This window comes from Nocardiopsis sp. NPDC057823 (genome assembly GCF_042797335.1).
GTDB classification, from domain to species: Bacteria; Actinomycetota; Actinomycetes; order Streptosporangiales; family Streptosporangiaceae; genus Nocardiopsis; species Nocardiopsis changdeensis.
The window spans coordinates 35437-59430 of record NZ_JBHVLR010000017.1; the positions used below are offsets into that span (position 1 = coordinate 35437).

Here is a 23994-nt window from a genome sequence, read left to right on the forward strand (position 1 = left end):
CGCGGCCCCGGGGCGCGCCGGACCGAGGTCCCCTTCCCCCGCCGCTCCGGCGGGGGAAGGGGACCGCCCGACGAACGAGGAACACGAGGAGGATCATGTCCGTTTCCGACCAGGCCGCACCGGTGTGGGCGAGGGTGCCGGTATCACTGACGGCGGCCGTCCCCGCGGGCACCCGACCCGAGACCCTCGCCGGGCTCCTGGCGGAGGCGGCGACCGCCCTGGAACGGGCCGCGGCCGGTGAGGTCTACCAGGGCCGGGCCGAGGTCCTCCTGCCGCCGCCGCACGCCCGGTCCGACCTGACCGGACCGGCCAGGCGGCGGGGCGTGGGCCGGTGGACCGCCGCCACGGTGCTTCTGTGGTGCTGGGCGGAGCGGCGGTGGGACGCGCGGGAGGAGGCGTCCGCCGTCCTGGACGACTTCCACCGCGTCACCGCCGCCGCCCTGGCCCGGGCCTGGCCGGACGCCCCGGCCTGGTCCCCGATGACCCTCCCGGCCGACCCGGTGCTCCTGGAGGCGGCGGCCCGGACCGGCGTCCTGGTCCGCACCCCGAGGCCCGCCGGGTCGGTCGGCGACCCGCCGTGGTGACGGCGCCGCCGGTCAGCGGGCGCCGAACAGCGGGGCGTCGTGCCTGCCGAACAGGTAGTCCCGGACCGCGACGGTGAACTCCTCGCGGGAGAGGGTCCCGTCGCCGTCCCCGTCCAGGTGCTCGAACGCCCTGGCGGAATCGGGGCCGCGCACCCCCATGACACCGGCCCACCTCAGGAACTCCCGCTCGCCGATCCGCCCGTCGCCGTCGGTGTCCAGCAGGTCCGCGAGCGCCTCCACCACCGGGCGCAGCACCCGGTCGAACCCGTCGTCGCCCTGACCGATGACCGCCGTCTCGGAGAGCCGCAGGAAGTCGTCCTTCCCGACCCGGTCCGTGCCCGCGGCCCGGGACAGGGAGTCCCACATGCCCCTGTAGGCGTCGATGAGCGCTTGCTCCTTCGCCGAGCCCTGCTCACCGAACTCCTGCGCGAAGCGCCGGGCCCCGGCCTCGACGTCGGAACGCTCGACGTACCCCTTCCCCTCCCGGTCCCAGAGCTCGAAGCGCTTCTCCAGACGCCCCTTCTCCTCGACCCCGGCCATGATCTCCCCTTTTCCCCGAAAAGCACTCTTCGCGCATTCGACACCGTCCCGCGACAGCACCCCGGAAACGGTTCCACCCCGGCCAGCCTATCCCTAGAACAGCTGAGATCCCTTCCCGACAGCCATGCAATGAACACTCGAAACCGCATCAAAACAAAGTCCCGACTTCAAGGAGAACAACCCTTTCTCCTCTCACCCTTGAGAACAAAAGGGACCCGTTTGAAGAAAAGGATCGTTCTCCAAACCGCCGGGATCCGGCGACGCCCCCTGTGACCGTCCCCGCGCCTTCACGGCACGGCGACGGTCACAGGTGGCCGGGAGACGTGCGACCTGCGGAGGGGTCAGATCTGGATGTTGGGGAACTCCCCCATGTACACGCGGTCCCTGTCCCGCTCGCCCAGAACACCCTGGTAGACGTGGACGTCGTCGATATCGCCGGTCCAGTGGCGGCCGTCCGCACCCTGGTACCGGGCTCCGCCGATGCGCAGTCCGCCTTCGGCGTGCCACGCGTGGTCCACACTCGCCCGGGCCTCCTCGAGTCCGTTGACGTACAGGATCATCTCCCTGCGGGTGTGGTCGTAGACCCCCACGAGGTGGGTCCACTCCCCCAGGCGGGCCGGGGCCGCCGAGTGGATGCGGCTCCACTCTTCCGAACCGGTGGCGGGCGGGTCGTCGTGGGCTGAGAGCCCGAAGGTCCACCCGCCGTTGGATCCCCGGTAGCCCAGGTGGAAAGCGCTCTGGTACTGCCCGGACTGGCTCACGGCAACGGCATCGGCGCCCTGAGCCGTTGCGTCCAGGCGCACCCAGGCCGCGACACTGAAGCTGCGGTCGGTGCGCAGTGCGGGTCCGGGGCTTTCGATGTGCTCCCCGTCCCCGTTGAGCCGCACACCGGGAGAGGCGGTGGCGTCGTTCTCCGCGAGGTTCCATGCGGTGAGCGGGTCGCCGTGCAGTGTGGCGTTCAGACCGTGGTCGGTGGAGTCGGCCACCTGCGTCCCGTCGTACTCGTCCAGAGTCCAACGCCCCTGCGGGGCGACGGGGCGGTTGGCCAGGCGCCAGACCTCGTCCTCGAACTCGCGGTCGGACACGGCCTGGTCATGGACCAGGCGGTCCCACATACGAAGGTCGTCGATCGCCCCGGGCCAGTAGTGGTCTCCGGCGGTCCGGGAAAGGCCGCGGCCCACGGCCAACGGTCCTGTCGCGTTCCATGCGCCGGTGTGGGTCGCCTCGCTCTGCTCGACACCGTCGACGTAGAGGGTGAACCGTCCCGTCCGGGAATCATGGGTGCCGAGCAGGTGGGTCCACACGTCCACTTCGGCGGCTTCCGACGAAAGGGCCGAGACCCATGGGCGCGCCCCGTCCCAGTGCTCGTCCTCCGGGGACATCTCGAACGCCCACCGGCCGCTGTAGTCGTCATAGCCGAGACGGAAGGCACTCTGCCGGGCGCCCCCTTGGGCCACAACGGTGTGATCCGCGTCTGCGCGGTCCAGCTTGACCCATACCGACACGGAGAACGTGCCGGAGGTGTCGACCGTCAGGAGATCGGTGTCGATCTCGTCGAACGGCCCGGGAGCACCATCGGTGTAACCGCTGGTGTGCACCGCCGTGCCGTTCATACGGGGGAACGGATTCGTGCCGGGATTCTCGGTGGCGCCGACGCGGCCGCGCACCCGGTCGACACCGTCAGAGAGCGTGGCACCGCGGTCGGGGTCGACGGCGTCGACCGCGCGGTTCCCCTCACCCTCGTCGAAACCGAGGTGGAGGACGGGGTCACTCGGCGATGCCACCAGGAAGGAGTACACCAGCACGCAGTCGGAGGAGTTCCCGAAGCCGTCCACCGTGCGGGCGTAGATCCGGTTCAGCCCCTCCTGCCCGGGCGTGAGGGTCGCCGTGACCGATCCGCCCTGCGTCGACGGGGTGACCTTGGTGGTGCAGGAGTCGTCGTTGAACCCGTAGTAGTACTCCTCGGCCGTGTCCACCCCGTTGTTACTGAACGTGAACTCACCCGGCAGACCCGGGGAGCCGTGCGCCATGCCGTCGGCCGGGTAGTCGGTCGAGGTCACCGCCGGTCCCTGGTCGGGGCGCGAGGTATTGACCGTCAGGTAGCAGTCCGGGGACCAGCCCGACCACGAGGTGCCGTCGTGGGCCCGCGCGCGATAGGCGATCAGCACGCCCTCGGGCAGTCCGGAGGCATCAGCCGACTGGAAGGAACCCGAGGGCCAGACCGCAACGTCGGTGGACGGGCTCTCCGCGCCGCCGATCCGGGAACCGTCGACGGACCAGGTGAATTCGGTCTTGACCTTCTGCCGGCCGGACGACGTGGAGTCGCGGTCGCGGACGTAGGCGGTGAGAGCAGGTGCCACCTCGTTGATCAGCAGAGGGGTATCGGGGTCGGAGGAACAAGCGCCCCCGTGGGAGTCCGAGAGTTCGGCAGGTATCTCAGGAGGGTTGTCTCCGACGGCCGGACCGGCGATGGAGACGGCCGGGGTGTCGGTGGCCGGTTCCTGCTCCGCATGGGCGGGGGTGGACAGAACGGGGAGCAGGAGCGCGAGGGCCGGCACGGCGGCACCCCACACTCGAGCACGGTGGGACATGGCAGCGCTCTTCCTTTCTATGGACAACTTCGCCTGCAAGACATCGAAGACACTTTCTATTCTTTGTTCGCCGCCTCACGGAAAAGATCTATGGCACCCGAGAGAGCATTTTCGAGAACCTTCAACCCCTCCTCGATTCGCCACTCCCTGGTTCCGGATTCACACCGCCCCCATGCGTCTACATAAACATCCTCCGCCTCAGAAAGAGCCATGAATATATCGTCAAACTCCGCACCCGCGATTCGACGCCTGGAGTTGCAATAGAAGTATCTTTCATCCACTTCAGATCGGGCCACCAACAGCTCCCCAACGCGCCGATGGTGAATTCCTCCCACTTTTTCACTGAGTAGAATCTCCGCCAGCACACGAACCGCCGGCGCGGGCTCGTACACCATTATTCTCACCTCACCTCCCTTCACATTTCAAGGAATGAACTGATCACACCCCTTCCATTCAACCCCCACCCCAAAGAATACCAACACAATAGAACACGCAATCATTAGTTACCCCGCAGGAATCCCGCCGACTCCAATCAAATCATTTGCCGCTCCCGAGCACCTTCAGCATCAGGGAGATCTAGCTTTCTAAAAACGGCCCTCTTACCCATATCCTCCATAAAAGCCTCTCCCCATTCGGCAGCCCACGGTAGTCTCCGTGACTCCCGGAAAGCCCTTGCGGCATGGCTTCAGCGATCATCGAACGGCCATCGGGCATGTTGATTCCAATAATTGCATGCCCTTGCGCACCCCGTTCCGGGTCATAGTAAACGGTCGCGCTTACATCACAGACATGGTTGAGGACGTCGAGTGATCCCGTGGCCACGCCCCCTTTGTGCGTACCTCATAAGGATGTCGTACCTCTGTGGCCAGCCGATGGCATCAGGCACCGGACATCACGAGTTCAAGCTGAGCATGCGCCCTTTCGGCCCTTTTCAGACACCTTCTAAGAAAAAATTATTCAAAGCGATAGGTCAGGATTCAGGAACGCGAGGAATGAGCGGACTCAACCTCTTTTCTATTTCTTCATCCGACAGGATGCCACCAATCGCATTCCATCCAGATATCCTTTTAGCATCCCCCATTGACATATCGAATGCCTCATGCATGCACACAACCACACCAAAGGCGAGCGCCCCGGGATCATCCCTTGAATCAAGTTCTTCAACCAGAAAATTAAGGATCCCTATAACTGATTTCTCATTAATCCAATGACTCCGAAGAGAGCGAGCAATGGCCTCTAGCTTATATCGATCGCCGGAAGATTCCATAAGTTCTCCTACCGCGAAAATTCTACAACAAACTCCGCGTAGCACCCCGGAGAGTCGACCACGCTTTCCCAATCGAGCGACGAACTAGACCAGCCGTTTCTGGCGGCATACCTTCCGGCGAACTCCCCTCACCGCATCCTCGGCTGAAACCCCTCCACGGACAGCGAAATTAAGCGAATCCAAATTACCCCCCAACTCACCCTGATTCCACACATCACGAATAGCGCCTACGCTTCGCCCACTGCCCCAAAGGCCGCAATAGCATTGTTTGCCATTTTCGCACCCAAAGGAAGTCCGGGAACACTTTTGGGGATCGGACCGCCATCTCCAGTACACCGCATTTATCCAATATCGCACTAATGCCTTAGGTTGCCAGATGACCACCGCAAAAATTCTCTCATTTTTGATCCCAGGGAAAATTTCCACCGCAGTTGTGGTTGAGGACGTCGAGCGACCCTGTGGCCACATGGTAGGTGTGGACGCCCTGGACGGTGAGGTTGTGGACCGTGGCGGGCTGGGACCAGGTCTGGATGGCGTTGATCTGGACCCAGGTGCCGGCCGAGGTCTGCAACCACATACCCGGGGCCAGATCGATGGCGTCGACCCACGCCTTCAGGTCAGGGACCCAGAAGGGGTGCTCGTCGGTCGCGATGATGACCTCACCGGCCGCCACCGGACCCGGGATACCCGCGTCCTCGGTGTCGACCTCGACCACGCCCGCGGAGACGGTCTCTCCCTCGGGAGCGTCGCGCTCGGTGGTGGGGTCGATGGTGATCTCCACCAACGCCTTCGCAAGGGTCAAGGCCTCCAGGGCGTGCCGAATCAGTCGGCCGCTGTCAGCGTCGTAGACGTGGAAGGTGGCTCCGTTGCCCCCCTCGGTGACCGAACCGACCGGACAGACGGATCAACAGCCCCGGGCGTTCACCTCGTCTATCCGAAGCCCGGGGAAACAGCAGGGCTCCTCACTCAACGATAACCCATTCCCCAGACCTACAAAATATTCTAAACAACCGAAAGGCGGCGAGGATCAACCAGATCAACGCCAGATTCCTCAAGCAAATCACCAAAAGCCTCAGCCCCCTTATTTTTGATAAACTTCGCCTCATTTTTGAAAATTGGAATCAGCCACAAATAGGTCACATCGCCCATCGAGGTTCTACAAATATCCTGCCCCTCTTCCAAAACATACGGCCAAGAAACAAAAATATGATGACCGGCGGATCCATCAATCCAAGGACGTCCCAGATCCAAAACGGAACCATGGTGCAGTCTATGCTGAAAAAAACTGTGGTAGTGGGATACCATCGCCAAGGTTTCAACGTGCCTTGGAGATTCCACTGGAGAAAGTATGAAGAACTCTCTCATGGCATGCTCATCAACCTCAAACGCACCTACGGTGGCATAGACATAAGGACTCTCGTTTCTTCGAGGGTCTATTCTCCGAACAAAGAAATTTGGCATCTCTTCAATAGCTGGACCCAGGGTCCACCTATAATCCTCTTGCCTCCTACCCTCCCAGCCTCTGGCAAGGTGGTCATCCAAGTCCTCATAAATATCGAAGTAACTCATCTCTTCATCCCAAAAGCCCTCGCCATCCGAATAGAGATTGCAGCCATGGCAGAGCCCCGCCTGTTCTGGCAAGTGTGACACACGGCGCCATTGATGAAAATTCAAGCATGAGCCCTGCGATGCCCATCGGTCATTTTCCAACCACCATGGAAGCAAAAATGACCAACAAGCGGGAGGTCATATTCGGGGGTCGGAGCATTTTTTGTTCCCGATTGCATGGTAATACCACATTCGGGGCACGGCTTCCCCTCTCCAGCGGCTCGAGCCGCCACACCAACAGGGGAATTTGTCCGGGCTCCCCCGTAATCGCGCTTCCTGTTATATCTCGTCGCAGGCATTGAGGTTTGCGTATCAGTAACCAGACCGTCACTACCTACTTCAAATCGAGCTCCACCGCAGTTGTGGTTGAGGACGTCGAGCGTCCCCGTGGCCACATGGTAGGTGTGGACGCCCTGGACGGTCAGGTTATGGACCGTGGCGGACTGGGACCAGGCCTGGATCACGTCGATCTGAACCCAGGTGCCGGCCGAGGTCTGCAACCACATACCCGGAGCCAGGTCGACCGCGTCGACCCACGCCTTCAACTCCGAGCCCCAGAACGGGGGCCATCGGTCGCAATGACCACGTCGCCGACCGCCGCCGGGCCCGAAATACCCGCGCTCTCTGTGTCGACCTGAACCACGCCCCCGGAGAGGGGCTCACCGGCAAGGGCGTCGCGTTCGGTCCCGAACAACCGCAGAGGGTCCAGAAGAGGGTTTTTAAATCCTCGATCCGGGGGGATTCCTATTCAGGCGCAAAGCGCCGCTCTCCACGAGATTACTCACCGAAGGACTGAGCCTTTCACTCCCCCACGGGAACTGATGCAGAACAGCCCAGGAGCGCAGCCAGCCAAACAACATTTTGGTCATTCTGAGAAATTCTGCAACCTCACCTGTTCCATCACCCTTCGAGCCCTGAACGGGGGGAACGAAATAGAATCTTCCAGGATAGATGACCATCCCATCCAACTTGGATAGCCGCCACTCGACAACCGGGTTTTCATGTACTCCTATGTTCCATTCTCCAATCGACTCAATATATCTCGGCTCCACCCTGAAAAACAACTCGCGAGGGCATATCATCCTCGATATTCCACGATCACCAAAATCTTCTACCACTAGCCCTTGCGAACTCTCGGCGCGCTCATGGAGCAGAAGAGATTTCGCCTCACCTTCCACAAAATTGCGAACCGCCGGCTGATCATCCGGATGGATATATATCTTTATTTGCCTACCCTTCAATTTCACTTCCTCCGCGGTCGGGCGGCCGTCCCGGTCGTCAGCGGCGTTCGGCGAGGAGCCAGCGGCGTTCGAGCTCCGGGGCGAGGGTGCGCATGAAGGTGGAGCCGATGTGGCTGCCGTCCCAGTACACGAGCACGTTGCCGATCACCGGGCGGCACACGTCCACGTCGCAGAACAGGTCGGTCAGGTCCAGCACCGTCACGTTCGCGGGCAGGACGGCCTCCGCCAGCGGGGAGACCGGCGCCAGGGACCGCTCCGGTTCGGTGGTGCAGGCGTCCGGGTCGGCGGGGTCCGCCTCGGCCAGGCAGCCGGGCACGTCGAACCCGAACCTGGGGGTGTCGCGCACCGCGACCACCTCGATGCCCCACTCCCCCAGTTCGCGCCAGCGCTCCACGTACCCGTCCACGATCTGCTCCTCGCCGAACCCGGCGGAGGCGTCCAGGCTGGTGGTGGTGCCGGTGGTGAAGACCGTGTCGGGCCGCAGCCGCTCCAGCTCCGCCATCACCCCCCGGTTCCACTCGGCGCAGGAGGTGTAGGGCTCGCCCTTGTAAATCTGCGGGGCGTCGGTGAACAGGCAGGCGCCCTTGACGATGTTGAGCAGCCGCCAGTCGTTCTCGACGGCGATGGCCTCCAGGGCCGGGAACCAGTGCGCGGCGTGCGAGCCGCCCACGAGGGCGACGGTGCGTTCCGCGTGGTCGGGCCCGTAGTCGCAGACGATGACCTCGGAGTCCATGGTGGTCTGGTTGCACCCGTCGGCGTAGGTGACCGGGGCGTCCTCGGCGGCCAGGGACACCGGCGGGTAGACCGGCAGGTCCGGTGCCGCCGCGCCGCCGTCGGTGGCGGCGGCGCCCGGGTAGCCGCCGCCGTCGGCGAGCAGGGCGTCCCAGCGGGCGCGTTCGGCCTCCTGGGCCTGCGCCCAGGCTCCCGCCGCGCCCAGGGCCGGGAGAAGGCAGGCCAGCGCCACGGCGGTGCCGCGCAGCACCGCACGGCGGCCCGCGCCGCGCCCGAGCCCGGCGAGCCGGTCGGCGAGCGGGGTGGTCGCGGCGGCGGCCAGCAGCGACACCGCCAGGACGGCCGCCCCTCCCTGCGGGGTGGCCAGGTCGCGGTCGGTGGCGGCCAGGTAGAAGACCAGGATCGGCCAGTGCCACAGGTACAGGGCGTAGGAGATGGAGCCGAGGTAGCGCAGCGGCCGGGAGGACAGCACCCGGTCGACGCCGACGGCCTCGCCCGCGGGCGCCCCCGCGGCGATGACGGCCGCGGCCGCCAGGGTGGGCCACAGCGCGGCGAAGCCCGGGAACGCCGTGGACACCTGGAGCAGCGCCCCGCACAGCACCAGCGCCGCCAGCCCGCCCCAGCCCAGCAGCAGCCGGGCGGTGCGCCCGGGTCGCAGGGCCGGCAGCAGCAGGGCCACCAGCCCGCCGAGCGCGAGCTCCCACAGCCGGGCCCCGGTGTCGAAGTACGCCCACGGCTGGTCGGTGCGGGTCGTCACCACCGAGTAGGCCAGGGAGAGCGCGAACACCGCCGCCAGCGCCCAGAACAGCGGCCGGCGCGGGTCGCGCCCCCCGCGCCGGGCGAGCAGCACCGCTCCCGCGATGAGGGCGGGCCACAGCAGGTAGAACTGCCACTGCACCGACAGCGACCAGAAGTGCTGGAAGGGGTCGGGGACGCCGGTGCGGGCCAGGTAGTCCACCGAGTCCAGGGCCAGGCGCCAGTTGGTGTGGCCGAGCAGGGCGGCGACCGCTCCCCCGGGCGCCTCGCTCCACTGCGACCGGGGCAGGAACAGCCAGGTCCCGGCCAGGGTGAACAGGACGACCAGGGCCGCGGTCGGCAGCAGGCGGGCGGCCAGCCGGGCGAGGAACGCGCCGTAGCGGATGCCCGGGCCGGTGGCGGCGCGCAGCAGGGAGGCGGTGACGAGCAGGCCCGTGAGCATGAGGAACACGTCGACGCCGCCGGAGACCCGGCCGAACCAGATGTGGTAGGCGGCGACCAGGAGCACGGCCACGGCGCGCAGGCCCTCGATGCCGGGCCGGTGCCCGCCGGTGCCGACCTGGACGGGCCGGGCCGGGCCGGTCCCCTCGGGGGAGGTGGGAGAGGGCACGGGTGCTCGCTTTCACGGTGTGCGGGGGAAGGCGAACATCGTGCCCGACCGGGGTGACCCGGGGGGATACCCCTGCTGAACGGGCCGTCACCGCTGTGTCACGAGTGCCGGTGGCGGAGGTTGCGGAAGGCGAGGGGCCGGTGACGGGACCGGTTCCGGGGCGGGTCTCGGGGCCTCGGGGGCGGCGGCCCGGAACCGCCTGCGCGCGTCCGTCCGGGGCCGCCCGCCGCCGGTCCCGGAGGGCCGGAGCCCGCCGGCCGGGGACCGCGGGCCGCCGCCGGCCTGGGGTCAGGGCTTGCGGGCCAGCCCGCAGTACTGGTCCACGTGGGCGGGGTCGCCCACCTCGGTCCCGTCAGGCCGCCACAGCGACGCCGAGACCACACCCGGTTCCACGAGTTCGAGCCCCGCGAAGAACCCGGCGATCTCCTGCGGGGTGCGCAGGTGGTAGGGCAGCGCGGCGGTGTCGTTCCACCGGCGGGCCGCCTCCACCATCGGTTCGCTGGTGTCGGTGCCGTCGCACAGGGCGAAGAAGCTCCCCGGGGGCAGGGCGTCGATGTAGGCGCGGGTGAGGGCGTAGGCCTCGGCGGTGTCCTCGGTGTGCCCCATGGTGCCCAGGATCGTCAGGCCGATGGGGCGGGTGAAGTCCAGGTGGTCGCGGGCGGCGGCCAGCACCTTGTCCGGTTCGCGCAGGTCGGCGTCGACGTAGTGGACGTCGCCCGCGCCGCCGGTGAGCAGCGCCCGGGCGTGGGCCAGGACCATGGGGTCGTTGTCGACGTAGACCACGGCGGCGCCGGGGTCCACCCGCCGGGCGACCTCGTGGGTGTTGTTGTGGGTGGGCAGGCCGGTGCCGACGTCGAGGAACTGGCGGACGCCCTCCTCGCGGGCCATGTGGGTGACCGCCCGGATGAGGAAGCCCCGGTCGGCGCGGGCGGCCTCGACCATCTCCGGGTAGGCGGCGAGCACGTAGTCGCCGACCTCGCGGTCCACGGGGTAGTTGTCCTTGCCGCCGAGCCAGTAGTTCCAGACCCGGGCGGAGTGGGCCGCCGTGGTGTCGATGGGGGGCGGGTGTTCGTCGGATGAGGGGTCGGTCATGGTGTGCGTGGCCTCCGTTACCGTGCGACACCGGCATTCTCGTGTCCCCGGGGGCGCCCGCGCAACGGGGTCCGGGCAACGGGAGGGCCCGGCGGTACGGGAATCCTCCGACCGGTCGGGGGCCGGCGTGCGTAGGGTGGGCGGCGGACGGAAGGGAGCCGCCATGGACCACCTCGTACCGCCCGGGGCGCGGGAGGAGTACGTGGACGTCGGGGTCGGGCGCCTGCGGGTGCTGCGGGCCGGCGGCGCGCGGCCCGGACCTGCGCCCCTGGTCCTGCTGCACGGCAGCGGCCCGGACGGCGCGGCGGTCTCCTGGTACCGGCTGCTGGAGCCGCTGTCCGCCGACCGCCGGGTGTGGGCGCTGGACCTGCCCGGGTGGGGCGGCAGCCTGGAGGCCGGGCCGGTGGGCGGACCGCGGGAGCTGGCGGCGGTCGTGGACGAGGCGATGGGCGCGCTGGGGGTGGAGCGGGCGGTCGTGGCCGGGGTGTCCATGGGCGGGGACATCGCGCTCAACCTGGCCCTGGAGCACCCGGAACGGGTCGCCGGGCTGGTCCTGGTCGCCCCCGCCGGGCTGGTGCCGCGGCTGCGCGACCGGTTCACGCAGGCGGGCGCCTGGGCGGTGGTGCACACCCCCGACCCGCTGGTGCTGCCCGTGCTGCGCGCGGTCGACCGGTACTTCCCCGAGATGTCCGTGCGGGCCGTGGTCCGGAACCCGTCGGCGATCCCGGCGCCGGTGGTGGAGGAGTTCACCCGCCTGATCCGCAGGCCGGGGTCGCAGCTGGGGCACCTGGGGTACAACCGGGCCACCGTGGGACGCCGCGGGATGCTCAACGACCTGAGCGGCCGGGTGCACCGGATCGGGGTGCCCGCCCTGTTCTTCCACGGGGAGGACGACCCCCTGGTGGACCCGCGCGGCTCCCGGCGGGCCGCCCGGCTGATGCCGCGGGCGCGGCTGGTCACGGTGCCGGACTGCGGGCACTGGGCGCAGGTGGAGTGCCACGACCGGTTCCTGGCGGAGGTGCGCGCGTTCCTCGGCACGGAGGACCTCTGACCCGGGCCCGCAGCGGGGCCCGGTCGCGGTGGGATCGGCGGGGCCGGACGGGGCAGGACCGGACGGGGCGGAACAGGGCTGGGCCGACAGGACGGGCCGCACCGCCGGGCGGGCGCCTCGGCGCCGTCCCGCCCGGCACGGCGCGCAGTGGTCCGGCACGGCGCGCAGTGGTCCGGCACGGCGCGCAGTGGTCCGGCACGGCGCGCGGCGGTCCGCCGCGCCCGGATGACCCGTCCCCCAGGGGTTCGCGGCCGTCCGGTCAGCGCCGGGCGGGCGCCCGGTGACGGCCGGGCGAACACTCCGGGAAGGACCGCACGGGGCCCGTTCCGGGGCTCCGTCCCGCCCTAGGATCGTCGCGTCCGCCGGGCCCCGCGGCTCCCGGCGGCGGGCGACCGGCGGCGGAACGGATCGGGGGCGGGGACGCGCATGGGGATGGAGATCCCCGACGGACTGGCCGACCTCTTCTACGGCCTCACCGGCACCGAGTGGCCGAACGTGGACGAGGACCGGTTGCGGGACGTCTCCGACATGTACGCCACGGTCGAGTACATCCTGGCGACCGAGCTGCCCGAGCTGATCGTGGTGCTGCGCCGCAAGGTGCGGTCGACGTTCGACGGGCGCACCACCGAGTACTTCGAGAACTCCCTCGCCCAGTTCACCGCGGGACAACGGGACTACGTCGGCGAGGCCGCGAAACTGGCCGGGGAGATCCGGGCGTACGCCAAGGAGTCCGCCAACCAGGTCGAGTACGCCAAGTGGATGATCATCGGCCAGCTCGTCCAGCTGGCGCTGGAGATCGCCTGGGCGATCGCGATGTCGAAGTTCACGTTCGGGGCGTCGCTCGCGTGGATCTCGATGTTCAGGTTCATCCGCAGCCAGGCGATCCGCCGCATCCTCAACTGGCTGGTGTGGAACCTGCTGAGCCACCTGTTCGTGGCCCAGCTGTTCGGCACCACCATGGACCTGCTCATCCAGCGCATCCAGATGGACCAGGGCAACCGGGACGAGTGGGACAAGGAGCTCACCCGGATGGCCGCCGCGGGCGCGTTCGTGGAGGGGCTGCTCGGCGCGGGCCTGTCCATGGGCGCCGACCTGTTCCTCAGCAGGCAGCTGGCGGACCTCTTCGGGAACAACCTCCCCGATCCCCCCGTCCCGCCGCCGGTCCGCGACATCGTCCCCGAGCCGCCGCCCGGGCCCGTCGGCCGGGGCCCGGAGCCGACCCCGGACCCGCCGCCGCTGCGGGACGTCCCCGAGACGGTTCCGGACGGGACGGGCTCCGGCCCGCCGGGGCCGCCGAACGTCCGCGACGACGCGGGCGGCCCGCCCGGGCCGCCGAACGACCCGCCGGGGCCGCCGCCGGGCGAGGGGCCCGGGCGCGACGGGGCGGGGCAGGACGGCCCCGCGGTGACCTGGCCGCCGGGGAGCATCACGCCGGAGTTCAACCGGGACCTGGTGACCCTGTTCGCCCGCAACTCCAACGAGTTCACCGGGCCCGCGCAGCGGCCCAACACCGCGAGCAGCGGCATCGGGCACGGAGAACGCTTCATCGACGGGGCGGGGAACGTGTTCGCCCGCCACTTCGGGGACGAGCTGGGCGATGACGCCGCCAGGGCGCTGGGCCGCGAGTACGCGGAGACCCTGCTGCGGACGTGGAACACGCCGGGTGCGACCTCGGCGCTCGACGACGTGCTGGGCGGCGCGCCGCTGCCGCAGAGCACCCGGGACCACCTCGCCCGCGACGTCCCGAACGCCTTCGCCGACACGGTGGCCGAGTTCGGGACCCGGTGGCGGGACCGGTTGACCGCGCTGGGCATCGGCGCGGGCTCGGGCGCGTTCGAGGGCTACATGGGCGAGGGCCTGACCAACCTGCTCTTCTCCCCCGAGCAGCAGTGGGAGGCGTCGGGGATGTCGGCGGTAGCGGGCGCCGCCACCTCGGTCGTGCACGACCTGGCCGTGACCGGCGGACTCAGGGCCATCGACGCCCTCGACGACCTGCGCAATCTCAACAACACCCCGGTGGACCTCCCGGAGCCGGACGGGTCCGGGCCGCGCGGGCTCGGCCCGGACGGGGAGGACGCCGGCGACCGGCCGTTCGCTCCGGGGCCGGGGACCGGAGGGGGCGGGTGGCCGGGGTCCTCGTCCGGGAACGGTGAGGGGCCGGTCCTGCACCTGCGGGGTGGAGGCGGCGACGACATGTCGTTCGACCTCGGATCCGAATACGGAACGGACGACGAGTACGGGTCGGACTACGGGTTCGAGTCGGACGACGAGGACGGTGAGGGGCCGGTCCTGCACCTGCGGGGCGGGGGCGGCGACGACATGTCGTTCGACCTCGGATCCGAATACGGAACGGACGACGGGTACGGCACGGATAACGAGGACGGGGACGAGGACGGCGCGTCGGTGTCCGGCCGGTCGGAACGGTCGGAGACCGGGAACGTCCCCGCCGGTCCCCCCGGGTCCGGCGAACCGGGCGCTTCGGAGGCTGGGTCGGGGTCGGACGACGGGAACCGGTCGCCGCGCACCGAGAGCCGCGGTCCCGACACGCGGCACACGACCACGCCCGTGACGGAGGGCGGGAGCGGGCGTGGGCCGGCCGGTGCCGGGCCCGGCTCGGGCGCGGGCGCGCCCCTGTCCGGGAGCGGGTCGGAGAGCGGCTCCGGCCAGGGGGATGATCGCGGTCCGGCCGACGAGGGCGGCGCAGCCGAGAGCGGTGTCACCGAGGAGGCGCCCGCGGAGTCCGGCGCACAGGAGGACGACACCGCCACCGCGCCCTCTCCCCCGCCCGCCGAGGAGGAGGGCGGCAGCACCGCCACCAACCGGGACGCGGAAGAGGGCACCCGGGAGGACCACCGCGAGACCGCCCCGGAGGAAGAGGGCGGGGACGCCCAGGGGGACCAGCGCGAAACCGCCCCGCAGGAAGAGAGCGGGGAAACCCGAGAAGGCCAGCACGAAACCACCCCAGAGGAAGAGGGCGGGGACACCCGGGAGGACCAGCGCGAAACCACCCCGGAGGGAAGCACCCAAACCTCCGCCGAAGGCGGGGACGAGTCCTCCACCCAGCCCCCGGAGGGGCCGACCACGCTCCCCGGCGGGCATGCCCCGCCTCCCGGGGAGTCCTCCGATACGCGGGGGGACTCCGCCGCGGCGTCCCCCGAGGGCGAACGCGGCCCGGTGTCCGGCGACCGGACCGAGCCGTCCCCGTCCCAGGCCATGGGCGAGAATGGGGAGGGGAATACCGGGAACGGCACGCCGCCCGGCACCCCCTCCGGCGACGGGCCGTTCCGCCGTGAGGGCGCCCTCACGGCCCCGGACGACGCGGGGGGCTTCCCGCCGCCGTCCGCTGCCTCCGGCTCCCCGGAGCGGCGCGGGAGCGGGGTGGACCTGGACCTCTTCTTCAGCTCGCTGACCCCGTCGGGCGTGTCCCCCACCCCCGAGGACACGACCCGCGACCCCGGCCGTTCCGACACGGCGAGGGAGCAGGAACGGAACGGCGTCCGCCGCGAGCGGCGGGTCCGGTTCGCGGACGAGCCGGTGTACATACCCATCGACACCGAGTCGGCTCCCGCCGCGGAAACGGCCGGGGGCACCGGAGGGGGACCCGATCGCGGCACCCTCACCGTTCCGAACGTCGAGGGGCGGCCCCCTCGGCTGGAGAGCACGCCGGAATCCGGGGAGTCCGGCACCGCGTTCACACCCCCGGCTCCGCCGCAGGGCGGAGAAGCGGACACCCGGAATCCCGCACCCGCCGACGAACACGAACGCGCCCCGTCACCGCCGCCGGGCGGGGAGGGCACGGACACGCGGGCCCCCGGGGAGACCACGGAGCCCCCCAAGGCCCCGTCCCCGCCGCCGAAGGACGAGGACACGGACACCGGGGGCACCCGGACCACCCCGCCCGAGGGCACCACGGAGACCGAGAGGCCCACCGAGACCCCGGCCCCGCCACCGCCGCCGAAGGACGAGGACACGGACTCCGAGGTCGCCCGGACCACCCCGCCCGAGGAGACCCGCACCGAAGAGGCCGAGGACACCCGTACCGAGGAGTCCGAGGAGGTCACCAGGGTTCCGCCGCCTCCCCCACCCCCGCCCGCGGAGGAGGAAGTGCGCACCGAGGTCCCGACCGAGGAATCGGACGGCACGGAGGAGGGCGCGGACCCGCTGCGGCTCAACTACCTGATCGAGTCGCGGTGGATCGAGTCCTACGGCGTCCGCGTGGACCCGGACGCCGTCCTGGACACGCGCCCGGACCTGCCCGCGGACGTGCGCGCCTCCCTGCACACGAGGCTCGGCACCGACCCCCGCGACTTCTTCTCCCGCGACGGGGTCACCGAGACCTCCGCCGACGGCACCGCTTTCACGCTGCGGCTGCGCTCCGACGACGACTGGCACGAGGGCGGCCGGAACCGGGGCGGCGCCCCGGTGGCCAAGTACAAGGGCCTGCACGACATGCAGACCCAGGAGTCGCGGGGCGAGTCGGGGCTGGTCGGCTCCGCGCGCCGCCCGGTCGTGGCCTTCCAGGCCAACCTGCTGGGCGTCAGCGGGCTCCCCGCGCCGGCCGTCGGCTTCCGGGCCTCCGCCTTCGGAGGTTCGGCGATCCAGCAGCAGTCCGGCGACGGCGGCCACACACGGCTCCTCACCACGGAGATGACCGGCGAGGGGACCACCTACAGCAGCACCCTCACCGCCGAGTGGACCCCGCACCGGCCGCCCCCGCCGCAGACGGCGGGCGGGAACGACCCGGCCGACGGCATGGACCTCGGCCCGGTCCGGACCGAGACCCGGCTCGACGACGGTGTGGAACTCGTCCTCATGGGCGGGTTGAAGCGGCGCGACGACCTCCCCCCGCGGATCACGTTCACCGACCCCTTCCGTCCCCCGGCCACGGCCGCGGAGGACACCGCGTCCGAGGACGGGTCCCGGACCGAGGGAGACCCGGCCGAGGGAGACCCGCCGACCACGGCGCCGGACGCCACGAAGTACGGCGGCTACCTGGCCAACTCCCACCCGATCTCGATCGAGTCCATCACGCGCCGCACCGAGACCCCCGGCGAGGGCACCGGCTCACCGCGCGGGGGCCGCTCGCGGTGGCGGGGCCTGCTGCCCACGTGGGGGACGCGGTCCGCCGAGCCGGCCGAGGCGCCCACCGGCCTCAACTCCTGGGTCGCCGACCGCCTGGGCTTCGAGGCCCCCGGGGAGGGCTCCAACACCCGCCGGGTGCTCCACCGGCCGCGCCCGGGCAGCGACGAGCCCAAGGTGGTGACCCACCCCAAGACGGGGTCGCGCGCCCTGCGCCGCGAGCTGGACCGGCGCGGCGTCCTGGAGGTGTTCGCCGACGACATCGTCATGACCCAGCTGCCCACGATGACGGACGAGCCCCGGACCGTGCGCGTCCCCGACGCCGGGGGCGGGACGCGCCTGCTGACCATCTGGGCTCCGCCGACCTCCATGGAGCTGGTCCCGGAGACCCCCAAGGACTTCAACATGAAGTTCACCGACCGCTACGCCCGCGGCGCCTCGGTGCTCGCCAACCGGCTCAAGGGCTTCTTCGTGGCGGTGTCGGGCGGCATGGTGACCCGGACCCCGGGCGACGCGGTCCGGGTCGACGCGCCCTACTTCGAGACGCGCTTCCAGCAGGTGTGGTCCACGGGCCGGGGGCGTTCGGGCAACACGTGGGACGCCCACCTGTTCCACAGCACGGACACGGCCGTCTACCGGACCCGGCGGACGATCGCCGTGTGGCTCGACGGGGACGCCGAGCCCACGTACTTCGACGCGTCCTCGCTGGAGGCCGTCACCGCCGACGACGTCCGCCGCCTCGACGGGGAGCGCCCCGAGACGGAGCACCTGGAGCGGACGGGCGACCCGTTCCTGGACCGCGAGGGGGGTCCGACCCACTTCGGCGACGCGCTGGTCCGCGACGTGACCCACGCCGACGGGTCGGAGGTGCGCACCGAGGACGGGGAGCTCCCGCAGTCCTTCTTCCGCGACTTCGCGCACAGGCTCCTGACGGAGATCGACCGGGAGTACCCCGGCCTGGTGCTGCCGCACCTGGCGGTCCCCGGCGCCCCCGAGCCCGCGCGCTCGCACGCGGGCTGGAACCACCGGCGCAACCGCAGAACCGCCGAGCTGAACACCGAGAAGGTCCTGGCCCAGGTCAACTCCTCCTCCTTCCGGGCCGACCGCGACGCCTGGCTGTCCGGCCAGGTCGAGATCAAGCTGGTGGAGACGAAGTTCCTGCCGTTCCGCAACGAGATGCGCGAGCGCAGGTTCACCGTGCCGGACCACATCTCGGTGTGGCCGCGGGTCCGGGTCACCGGCTACTCCGAGGCCACCGCCCCGCTGGACTCCTCGCACACCGGCAGCACCACAGGGGCGTCCTCGGGCATCGGCCGCAAGTCCGACAAGGTCACATCGGTCACCGCCGAGGGCCGGACGGGGGTGACCCTGCGCAGCATCTCCGCCGGCGTCGACTCCTTCGGCACGCCCTCCCGGGCCGGGGGCGTGTACTTCCGGGCCGCCAACGAGTTCCGCTCGCGCAAGCAGAGCGAGTACGGGGTCTCGGCGGCCTCCGAGACCAACGTCAAGGACAAGAGCGGGAGCAGGGTGCTGTTCGCCGACGTGGAGTTCTCGGCGTGGATGGGACCCGACGACTCCGTGGTGCCGCGCTCCTCGCGGTGGGAGGCGCCGTCCCGGACGGGGATGGGGCGACAGCTCTTCGGCGACGGCGACGGCATGCCGGACCCGGTGCGGGCCCGGGTGGAGCTGCACACCCCGCGGACCGGCCGGCGGTTCACCCTCGACACGCCCCCGGCGCAGGCCCCGGAGCCGCCCAGGAGGCTGCCGCCGTCCCAGGCGGAGCGGCTCTTCGACCGCGGCCCCTCGGCGTTCCTCAGTGAGAACCTGGGCCTGCTCCCCCCTCCCGCCGGACAGGGACCGGAGACCGTCACCGAGAGCGGGGAGGGCACCGAGGAGGCCGCGGACACCGCTGACGCCACGACCCCGGATCCGGGGAGCACGAACACCGGGAACACCGACACGGGGACGGGGGTCCCGGACCCGGGGAACACGGACACGGGGACCTCGGGGACCGGGACCCGGCGGACGACGGAGACGGCACCGCCCGGAGAGCGGACCACCGACGCTCCGGCCGGCCGGAGCGGCCGCCGCCGTGCCCCCGTCCCCGAGCCGGAGCTGCGGATCGACCGGACGGACCGGGCGCGGCGCCTGTCGGGGCTGTTCTCCAGCGTCCAGGCGTTCAACCCGGCCCTGATGCGCCGGGGCTCCGAGATCATCACCGTCTCCTCGCTCACCTACGCGAGCCTGGACCGCGACCACTGGGCGTTCTCCCGCGCCGCGTCCTCCCGGGAGGGCGCGGCGGCGATCATCGCCAACCACACGTCGCCGCAGTCCCTGGCCGCCTCGCCGGGGATCCAGCGGGACGGCGGCTCCCGCTTCCGGGTGCAGCTCGACGACGGCATCGCCCCGTGGCGGACCCGGCCGACCACGGTGACCTGGTACGTGCCCACCCACGTCGCGTCGGTGGTCCTGCGCGAGTTCGCGGTGATGGAGCCCAACCAGGTCAAGGAGATCTCCTACGGGTTCGGCACGACCCGGGACTCGGTCTTCAGCACGGTCCTGATCGCCCGGGGGGTGTTCAGCTCCCAGCCCACCGCGGAGACCGCGGAACAGGCACCGCGCGGTTCCTCCGCGCCCATCGCCCAGCCGGGCGTGGAGCTGCGGTACACCCCCCATGGCCACGGGCGCGGCGAATCCACCTCCGTGTCCTTCCGCACCCGCAGGGAGGTCAAGTTCACCGGTTCCACCTTCGAGTTCGTCACCCACGGCGTCGTCCTCCAGGCCACCGAGCACAAGAAGGACTTCGACTTCCTGTTCTCCGTCCCGCGGTCTCCCGGGACCGGCGACCACACGGCGTGGACGTCCCAGGTCCGCGACGCGCAGAAGGTGATGGTCCCCGCGCTCTGGGTCTTCGCGGAGGGGCTCGTCGACGACCACCTGACCTGGGGGCCGGACGGCCGGGTCCACAAGAGCCCGCACCCGCCGCCGCGGGGGCCGCACCGGCAGATGGTGCTCAAGCCGGACCTGGCCGGGAAGGGCTACGACTCCCGCCCCGTCCAGGTCGCCTCCCTCGTCTCCGAGCTGGAGCAGCGGCTGCGGCGGGGAGGCTGGGAGCTGACCACCCACTCGCGCGAGGACCTGATCGAGACGGTCACCTCGGACCTCAACCGCGGGATGACCCACCTGTCGGGCATCGAGGTGCGCGTGGTCCCGGCGAACACGCTCGTCAACGGCCGGTCGCGGACGGCCACCCTCGACCTGGACCTGCGCCCGCTGGGGTCCCGCGTGGAGCAGATCGGCGGGAAGATGGAGTTCGTCGACCGCAACATCAAGGCGACCTCCTCCTCCGAGAAGGAGACCACGTTCCGGGGGTACGGCCACGGCGCCGGCATCGACCTTCTTGCGCCCATCGGCAACCGCGAGGACCCCGCCACGGGTCGGCAGGTCGGCGCGATCAGCGCCGGCGGCACCCCCGCGTACCGGCAGCAGACGCTGGTGGAGGACTCCTCCTCGCGGAACCGGACCCGCGAGGAGACACAGGAGCGGGTCGTGTTCACGCCCTTCGCCGTGGTCACGACGCCGACCCGGGTGGACGCGAGCCTGCGCATCGGCGACCAGGTCTTCACCACGTCGGTCCTGGACCGGCAGGCGCAGGCGGTCTACCCGCTCCCCTACCTGGAGACGCTCGGCCCCGGCAACGGCTCCGCGCCGACCGGGACCCCGTACACCCCCGCGAACTTCGACCACACCGGGACCGAGACGTACCCGGACGACTGGGCGGACCTGCACCGGGGGCGCGACGGGCGCGGGTACCAGGACGGCACGGCGGGGCTCGACTCCGTGCCCGTGGCGATCGAGGGGGAGGGCCGCGGCGTGCTCGACGCGGCGGTGGTCAACGCCGCGCTCCTGGCCGGGTGGACGCGCACGGGCGGCCCGGGCCTCCTGGACCCCGCCGAGGTCGACGCTGCGGCCCGGTTCCTGGACCGGAGGATCACGGACCTGGAGCGGGCCGCCGGGATCACCGTCCGCCGGCACGAGATGCTGCTGCTGTCCCTGACCCCCGAGGCCACGCAGGACGCCGCGGTGCTCGCCGAGTACGGCGACACGGTGGTCAAGACGCGGGCGCTGCTGAACACGGACGGCGCCGTGATCGAGGGGGTGAGCAGCGAGAGCCGCGCCCGGGACTCGGACCAGGAGGGCGTCCGCCGGTCCCAGAACACCTCGGAGAACCGGGCGCAGAACGCCGGCCTGGGCGGCCAGGTCACGGAGACCGCGCGCCCGGCGGACCGCCTCCGGGAGAACCTCGACGCCGACAACGCGGCCCTGAGCGGGGCCAAGGACGGGGTGTCGTCCGGCCAGCGCGAGGGGGCGCTGGCCGAGGGGCCGGGGACCAGGCGGATGTTCCTGGTGCGGGTTCCGGCCCGGTGGCTGGTGTGGGCGGAGAACTCCGCCGAGCCTGGGACCCCGCCCGTGGGGAGCCAGAGCGACTCCTCCGTGCTGCGGTGGGTGGACGAGGACCGGGCGCGCGCCTGGGGGCTGGACACCGGCGCACCGGAGATCGACCGGTACGCGGAGGCGGAGGCGGCCTTCGCCAAGGCCGACGCGGCCTATATCAAGGCGCGCGGGGAGCTGTTCGAGTTCGTGAACCGGGTCGACCCGGACCTCGCCGACGACACGCTGCGCATCGACTACCAGGAGCGGGACGAGCGGTACCGCGAACTGGAGGAGGCCAGGGACCGGGCGATGCGGGAGATGGTCGACGCCCTGCGCGACCTGCGCGCGCTCAACCCGCGGACGGCGGAGAGGCCGACGGAGGCGCCGATGGAGGAGCCGGCGGAGGAGATCACGGAGACACCGGTGGAGGAGCCGGGGGTAGAGGGTCCCCCGGTAGAGGAGCCGGTCGAGGAACCGGTCGAGACACCGGTCGAGGAACCGGTCGAGGAACCGGTCGAGGAACCGGTCGAACCCCTGGTGGAATCCCCGGTGGTCACGGAGAGCAGGGACACCCGCGAGGCCCCGGCCGAGGAGGCGTCCACGAAACCGGTGGACACCTCCGGCGAGGAGACCGCCGTGGTCCCCGGTGAGGAGACCGCGGTCGCTCCCGACGAGGAGACCACCGTGCCCCCGGCGGAGGAGACGGTCGCGGACCCGGCGGAGACCACGGTGGTCGATCCGTCGGTGGAGACCACCGAAAACCCCCTCACCCGCCACGAGGAGGAACACGGCCCCCGGGAGACGGAGAAGGCAGAGGAGGGTGACGCCGAGAGCGACCTCTACGACGCCACCCCGCCCGGCTCCCCCCGGGGCACCCCCGTTCACGTCCCCCTGCCGGACCCGCCGGTCGACCCTGCCGTCACCGACCCCGAACCGGAGCCGGAGGGCATCGGGACCACGAAACCCGCTGAAGGAGAACTCCCACCGCTCGAACCGGAGGTCACGGTAACGGCCTCGGAGGAGGGCACCACCCGAACCGAGGGCGGGGAGGAGGAGTCCGCCCTCCCCGCGCCGGAGCCGCACACCACCACGGCTGCGGAGACCACCGAACCGGAGAGCCGTGCACCCGAGTCCCCGGCTCTCCCCCTCCCCCACGAGACCGGCACCTCACCGACCACGGACACCGCCGACCGGACGGGCCTCGGGCCGGACGAGAGCGGGCGCGGCACGGACCCGGCCGAGGTGACCGCACCGGCCGAGGGGCCGGGGGTCCTGGGCTCCGACGGCATCCGCCGGTTCCCCGGTGAGGCGGGCCTTCTGGAATACGGCGAGCTGCTGCACGATCCGGACTTCAACCCCAACACCCACGACGCGCTCCCGCCCCGCACCCGCCGGTACGTGCACGCGTACACCGCCAGCAGCTGGATCAGCCAGTTCTCCCGCCTCGAACCCCTCAACGAAGCGACCGTCCGGGCCGAACTCGACCGCCGCCGCGAACAGAGCCGTTCCCGCCCCGGCTGGCAGTTGTACGAGGCCAACAACGGCCGGTGGCCCGCCCTGCACACCCTGCCCCACCTCCTCAACAGCGGCAGGCTCACCCCCGAACAGGAGGAGATCGTCCGCGACGTCCTCGACTCCCGCCACCCCGAGGCCGCCCTGGAGAACCTCTACCGCGACGCCGGACCCGCGGGCGAGATCGCCGAAACACTCCCCGACAAAAGAGGACAGGGCTTCTACCCCGACGCGCAGCACGTCCTCGACATCATCGAGCACCTGGACGACGCCACCGACGCGCCCCTGCCCGAAGGCGTCGAAGCGGTACGCGGCGTGTACGGCTTCGACCACCTCGTTCCCGGCAGCACCGTCAATCCGGCCCTTCTCATCGGCCGCACCTTCACCAGCCCCGGGTTCATGTCCGCGTCCCTGGGCTCCCGCCCCAGCGCCGCCGGGGGCTCACCCACCGACCTCATTCACCTCGTCCTCCCGTCGGGGACCCGGGGCCTGTGGGTCGGCGACCGCAGCCTCCACCCGAACGAGCGCGAGGTCATCCTCGCCCGCGGCACCGCCTACCGCATCGTCTCCTACGAACCCTGGGGCCGAGGGCACATCCTGTACGCCGAGGTCCTGCCGCCGGAGCACACCGCGCCGCCTCCGACCGAGACGGCGGAGGAGGCGGACGCCGAGGAACCGGCCGGCGGAGAGGGTGCGCCCACGGTCGTGTCCGTCGGCCCGCCCGGGTCCTCGCCGACGCAGTCCGACCAGGAGCGCCAGGAAACGCTGAACAGCATGTTCTCCGACGCCCTGACCCCGCCGCCCCCGCTCCCGGGCGGCACGGAGCACACCGATTCCACGGCTGGGGAGGGACCGCGCGGATAGCGGCCCCCGCAGACCCCGCCCGGGTCCGCCGGG

General features: G+C 70.7%; 11 protein-coding genes. 3 read left to right on the forward strand and 8 right to left on the reverse strand.

Going from position 1 to position 23994, the window contains the following annotated elements; all coding sequences use genetic code 11:
* Positions 1-95 precede the first annotated feature (95 nt).
* The gene (locus tag ACFVNO_RS23830) at positions 96-584 is read left to right on the forward strand and encodes a hypothetical protein (RefSeq protein ID WP_378895808.1); all 489 of its coding nucleotides are present in this window, start codon (positions 96-98) and stop codon (positions 582-584) included.
* Between the two features lie 12 nt (positions 585-596).
* Here ACFVNO_RS23830 and ACFVNO_RS23835 read toward each other — a convergent pair whose 3' ends face one another.
* The 8 genes from ACFVNO_RS23835 to ACFVNO_RS23870 all read right to left on the reverse strand — a co-directional run bounded on the left by ACFVNO_RS23835 (position 597) and on the right by ACFVNO_RS23870 (position 11021).
* Entirely contained in the window at positions 597-1124 is a 528-nt protein-coding gene (locus tag ACFVNO_RS23835) for an EF-hand domain-containing protein (protein ID WP_378895810.1), read from the reverse strand.
* A gap of 341 nt (positions 1125-1465) precedes the next feature.
* The gene (locus tag ACFVNO_RS23840) at positions 1466-3682 is read right to left on the reverse strand and encodes a LamG domain-containing protein (protein ID WP_378895812.1); all 2217 of its coding nucleotides are present in this window, start codon (positions 3680-3682) and stop codon (positions 1466-1468) included.
* 89 nt (positions 3683-3771) lie between these two features.
* Entirely contained in the window at positions 3772-4134 is a 363-nt protein-coding gene (locus ACFVNO_RS23845) for a hypothetical protein (RefSeq protein WP_378895814.1), read from the reverse strand.
* Positions 4135-4685: 551 nt separating this feature from the next.
* Positions 4686-4982 (reverse strand): hypothetical protein, encoded by a 297-nt coding sequence (locus ACFVNO_RS23850; protein WP_378895816.1) that lies wholly within the window; start codon positions 4980-4982, stop codon positions 4686-4688.
* Between the two features lie 397 nt (positions 4983-5379).
* Entirely contained in the window at positions 5380-5784 is a 405-nt protein-coding gene (locus ACFVNO_RS23855) for a polymorphic toxin-type HINT domain-containing protein (RefSeq protein WP_378895818.1), read from the reverse strand.
* 200 nt (positions 5785-5984) lie between these two features.
* Positions 5985-6551 carry a suppressor of fused domain protein gene (locus ACFVNO_RS23860; protein WP_378895820.1) on the reverse strand — a complete coding sequence of 189 codons (567 nt, stop codon included), beginning with the start codon at positions 6549-6551 and terminating at the stop codon, positions 5985-5987.
* 1317 nt (positions 6552-7868) lie between these two features.
* On the reverse strand, positions 7869-9929 hold the full coding sequence (locus ACFVNO_RS23865; protein WP_378895822.1) for an acyltransferase family protein: 2061 nt from the start codon (positions 9927-9929) through the stop codon (positions 7869-7871).
* A 288-nt stretch (positions 9930-10217) separates the two neighbouring features.
* Positions 10218-11021: an SAM-dependent methyltransferase gene (locus ACFVNO_RS23870; protein WP_355264840.1), complete on the reverse strand. Its 804-nt coding sequence runs from the start codon at positions 11019-11021 to the stop codon at positions 10218-10220.
* Positions 11022-11184: 163 nt separating this feature from the next.
* On the opposite strand from ACFVNO_RS23870, the gene ACFVNO_RS23875 reads away from it, so the two are divergent.
* On the forward strand, positions 11185-12072 hold the full coding sequence (locus ACFVNO_RS23875; protein WP_378895824.1) for an alpha/beta fold hydrolase: 888 nt from the start codon (positions 11185-11187) through the stop codon (positions 12070-12072).
* A gap of 426 nt (positions 12073-12498) precedes the next feature.
* Complete coding sequence (locus ACFVNO_RS23880; protein ID WP_378895826.1) at positions 12499-23961, forward strand: ADP-ribosyltransferase; 11463 nt, start codon at positions 12499-12501, stop codon at positions 23959-23961.
* The last annotated feature ends 33 nt before the right edge of the window (positions 23962-23994 follow it).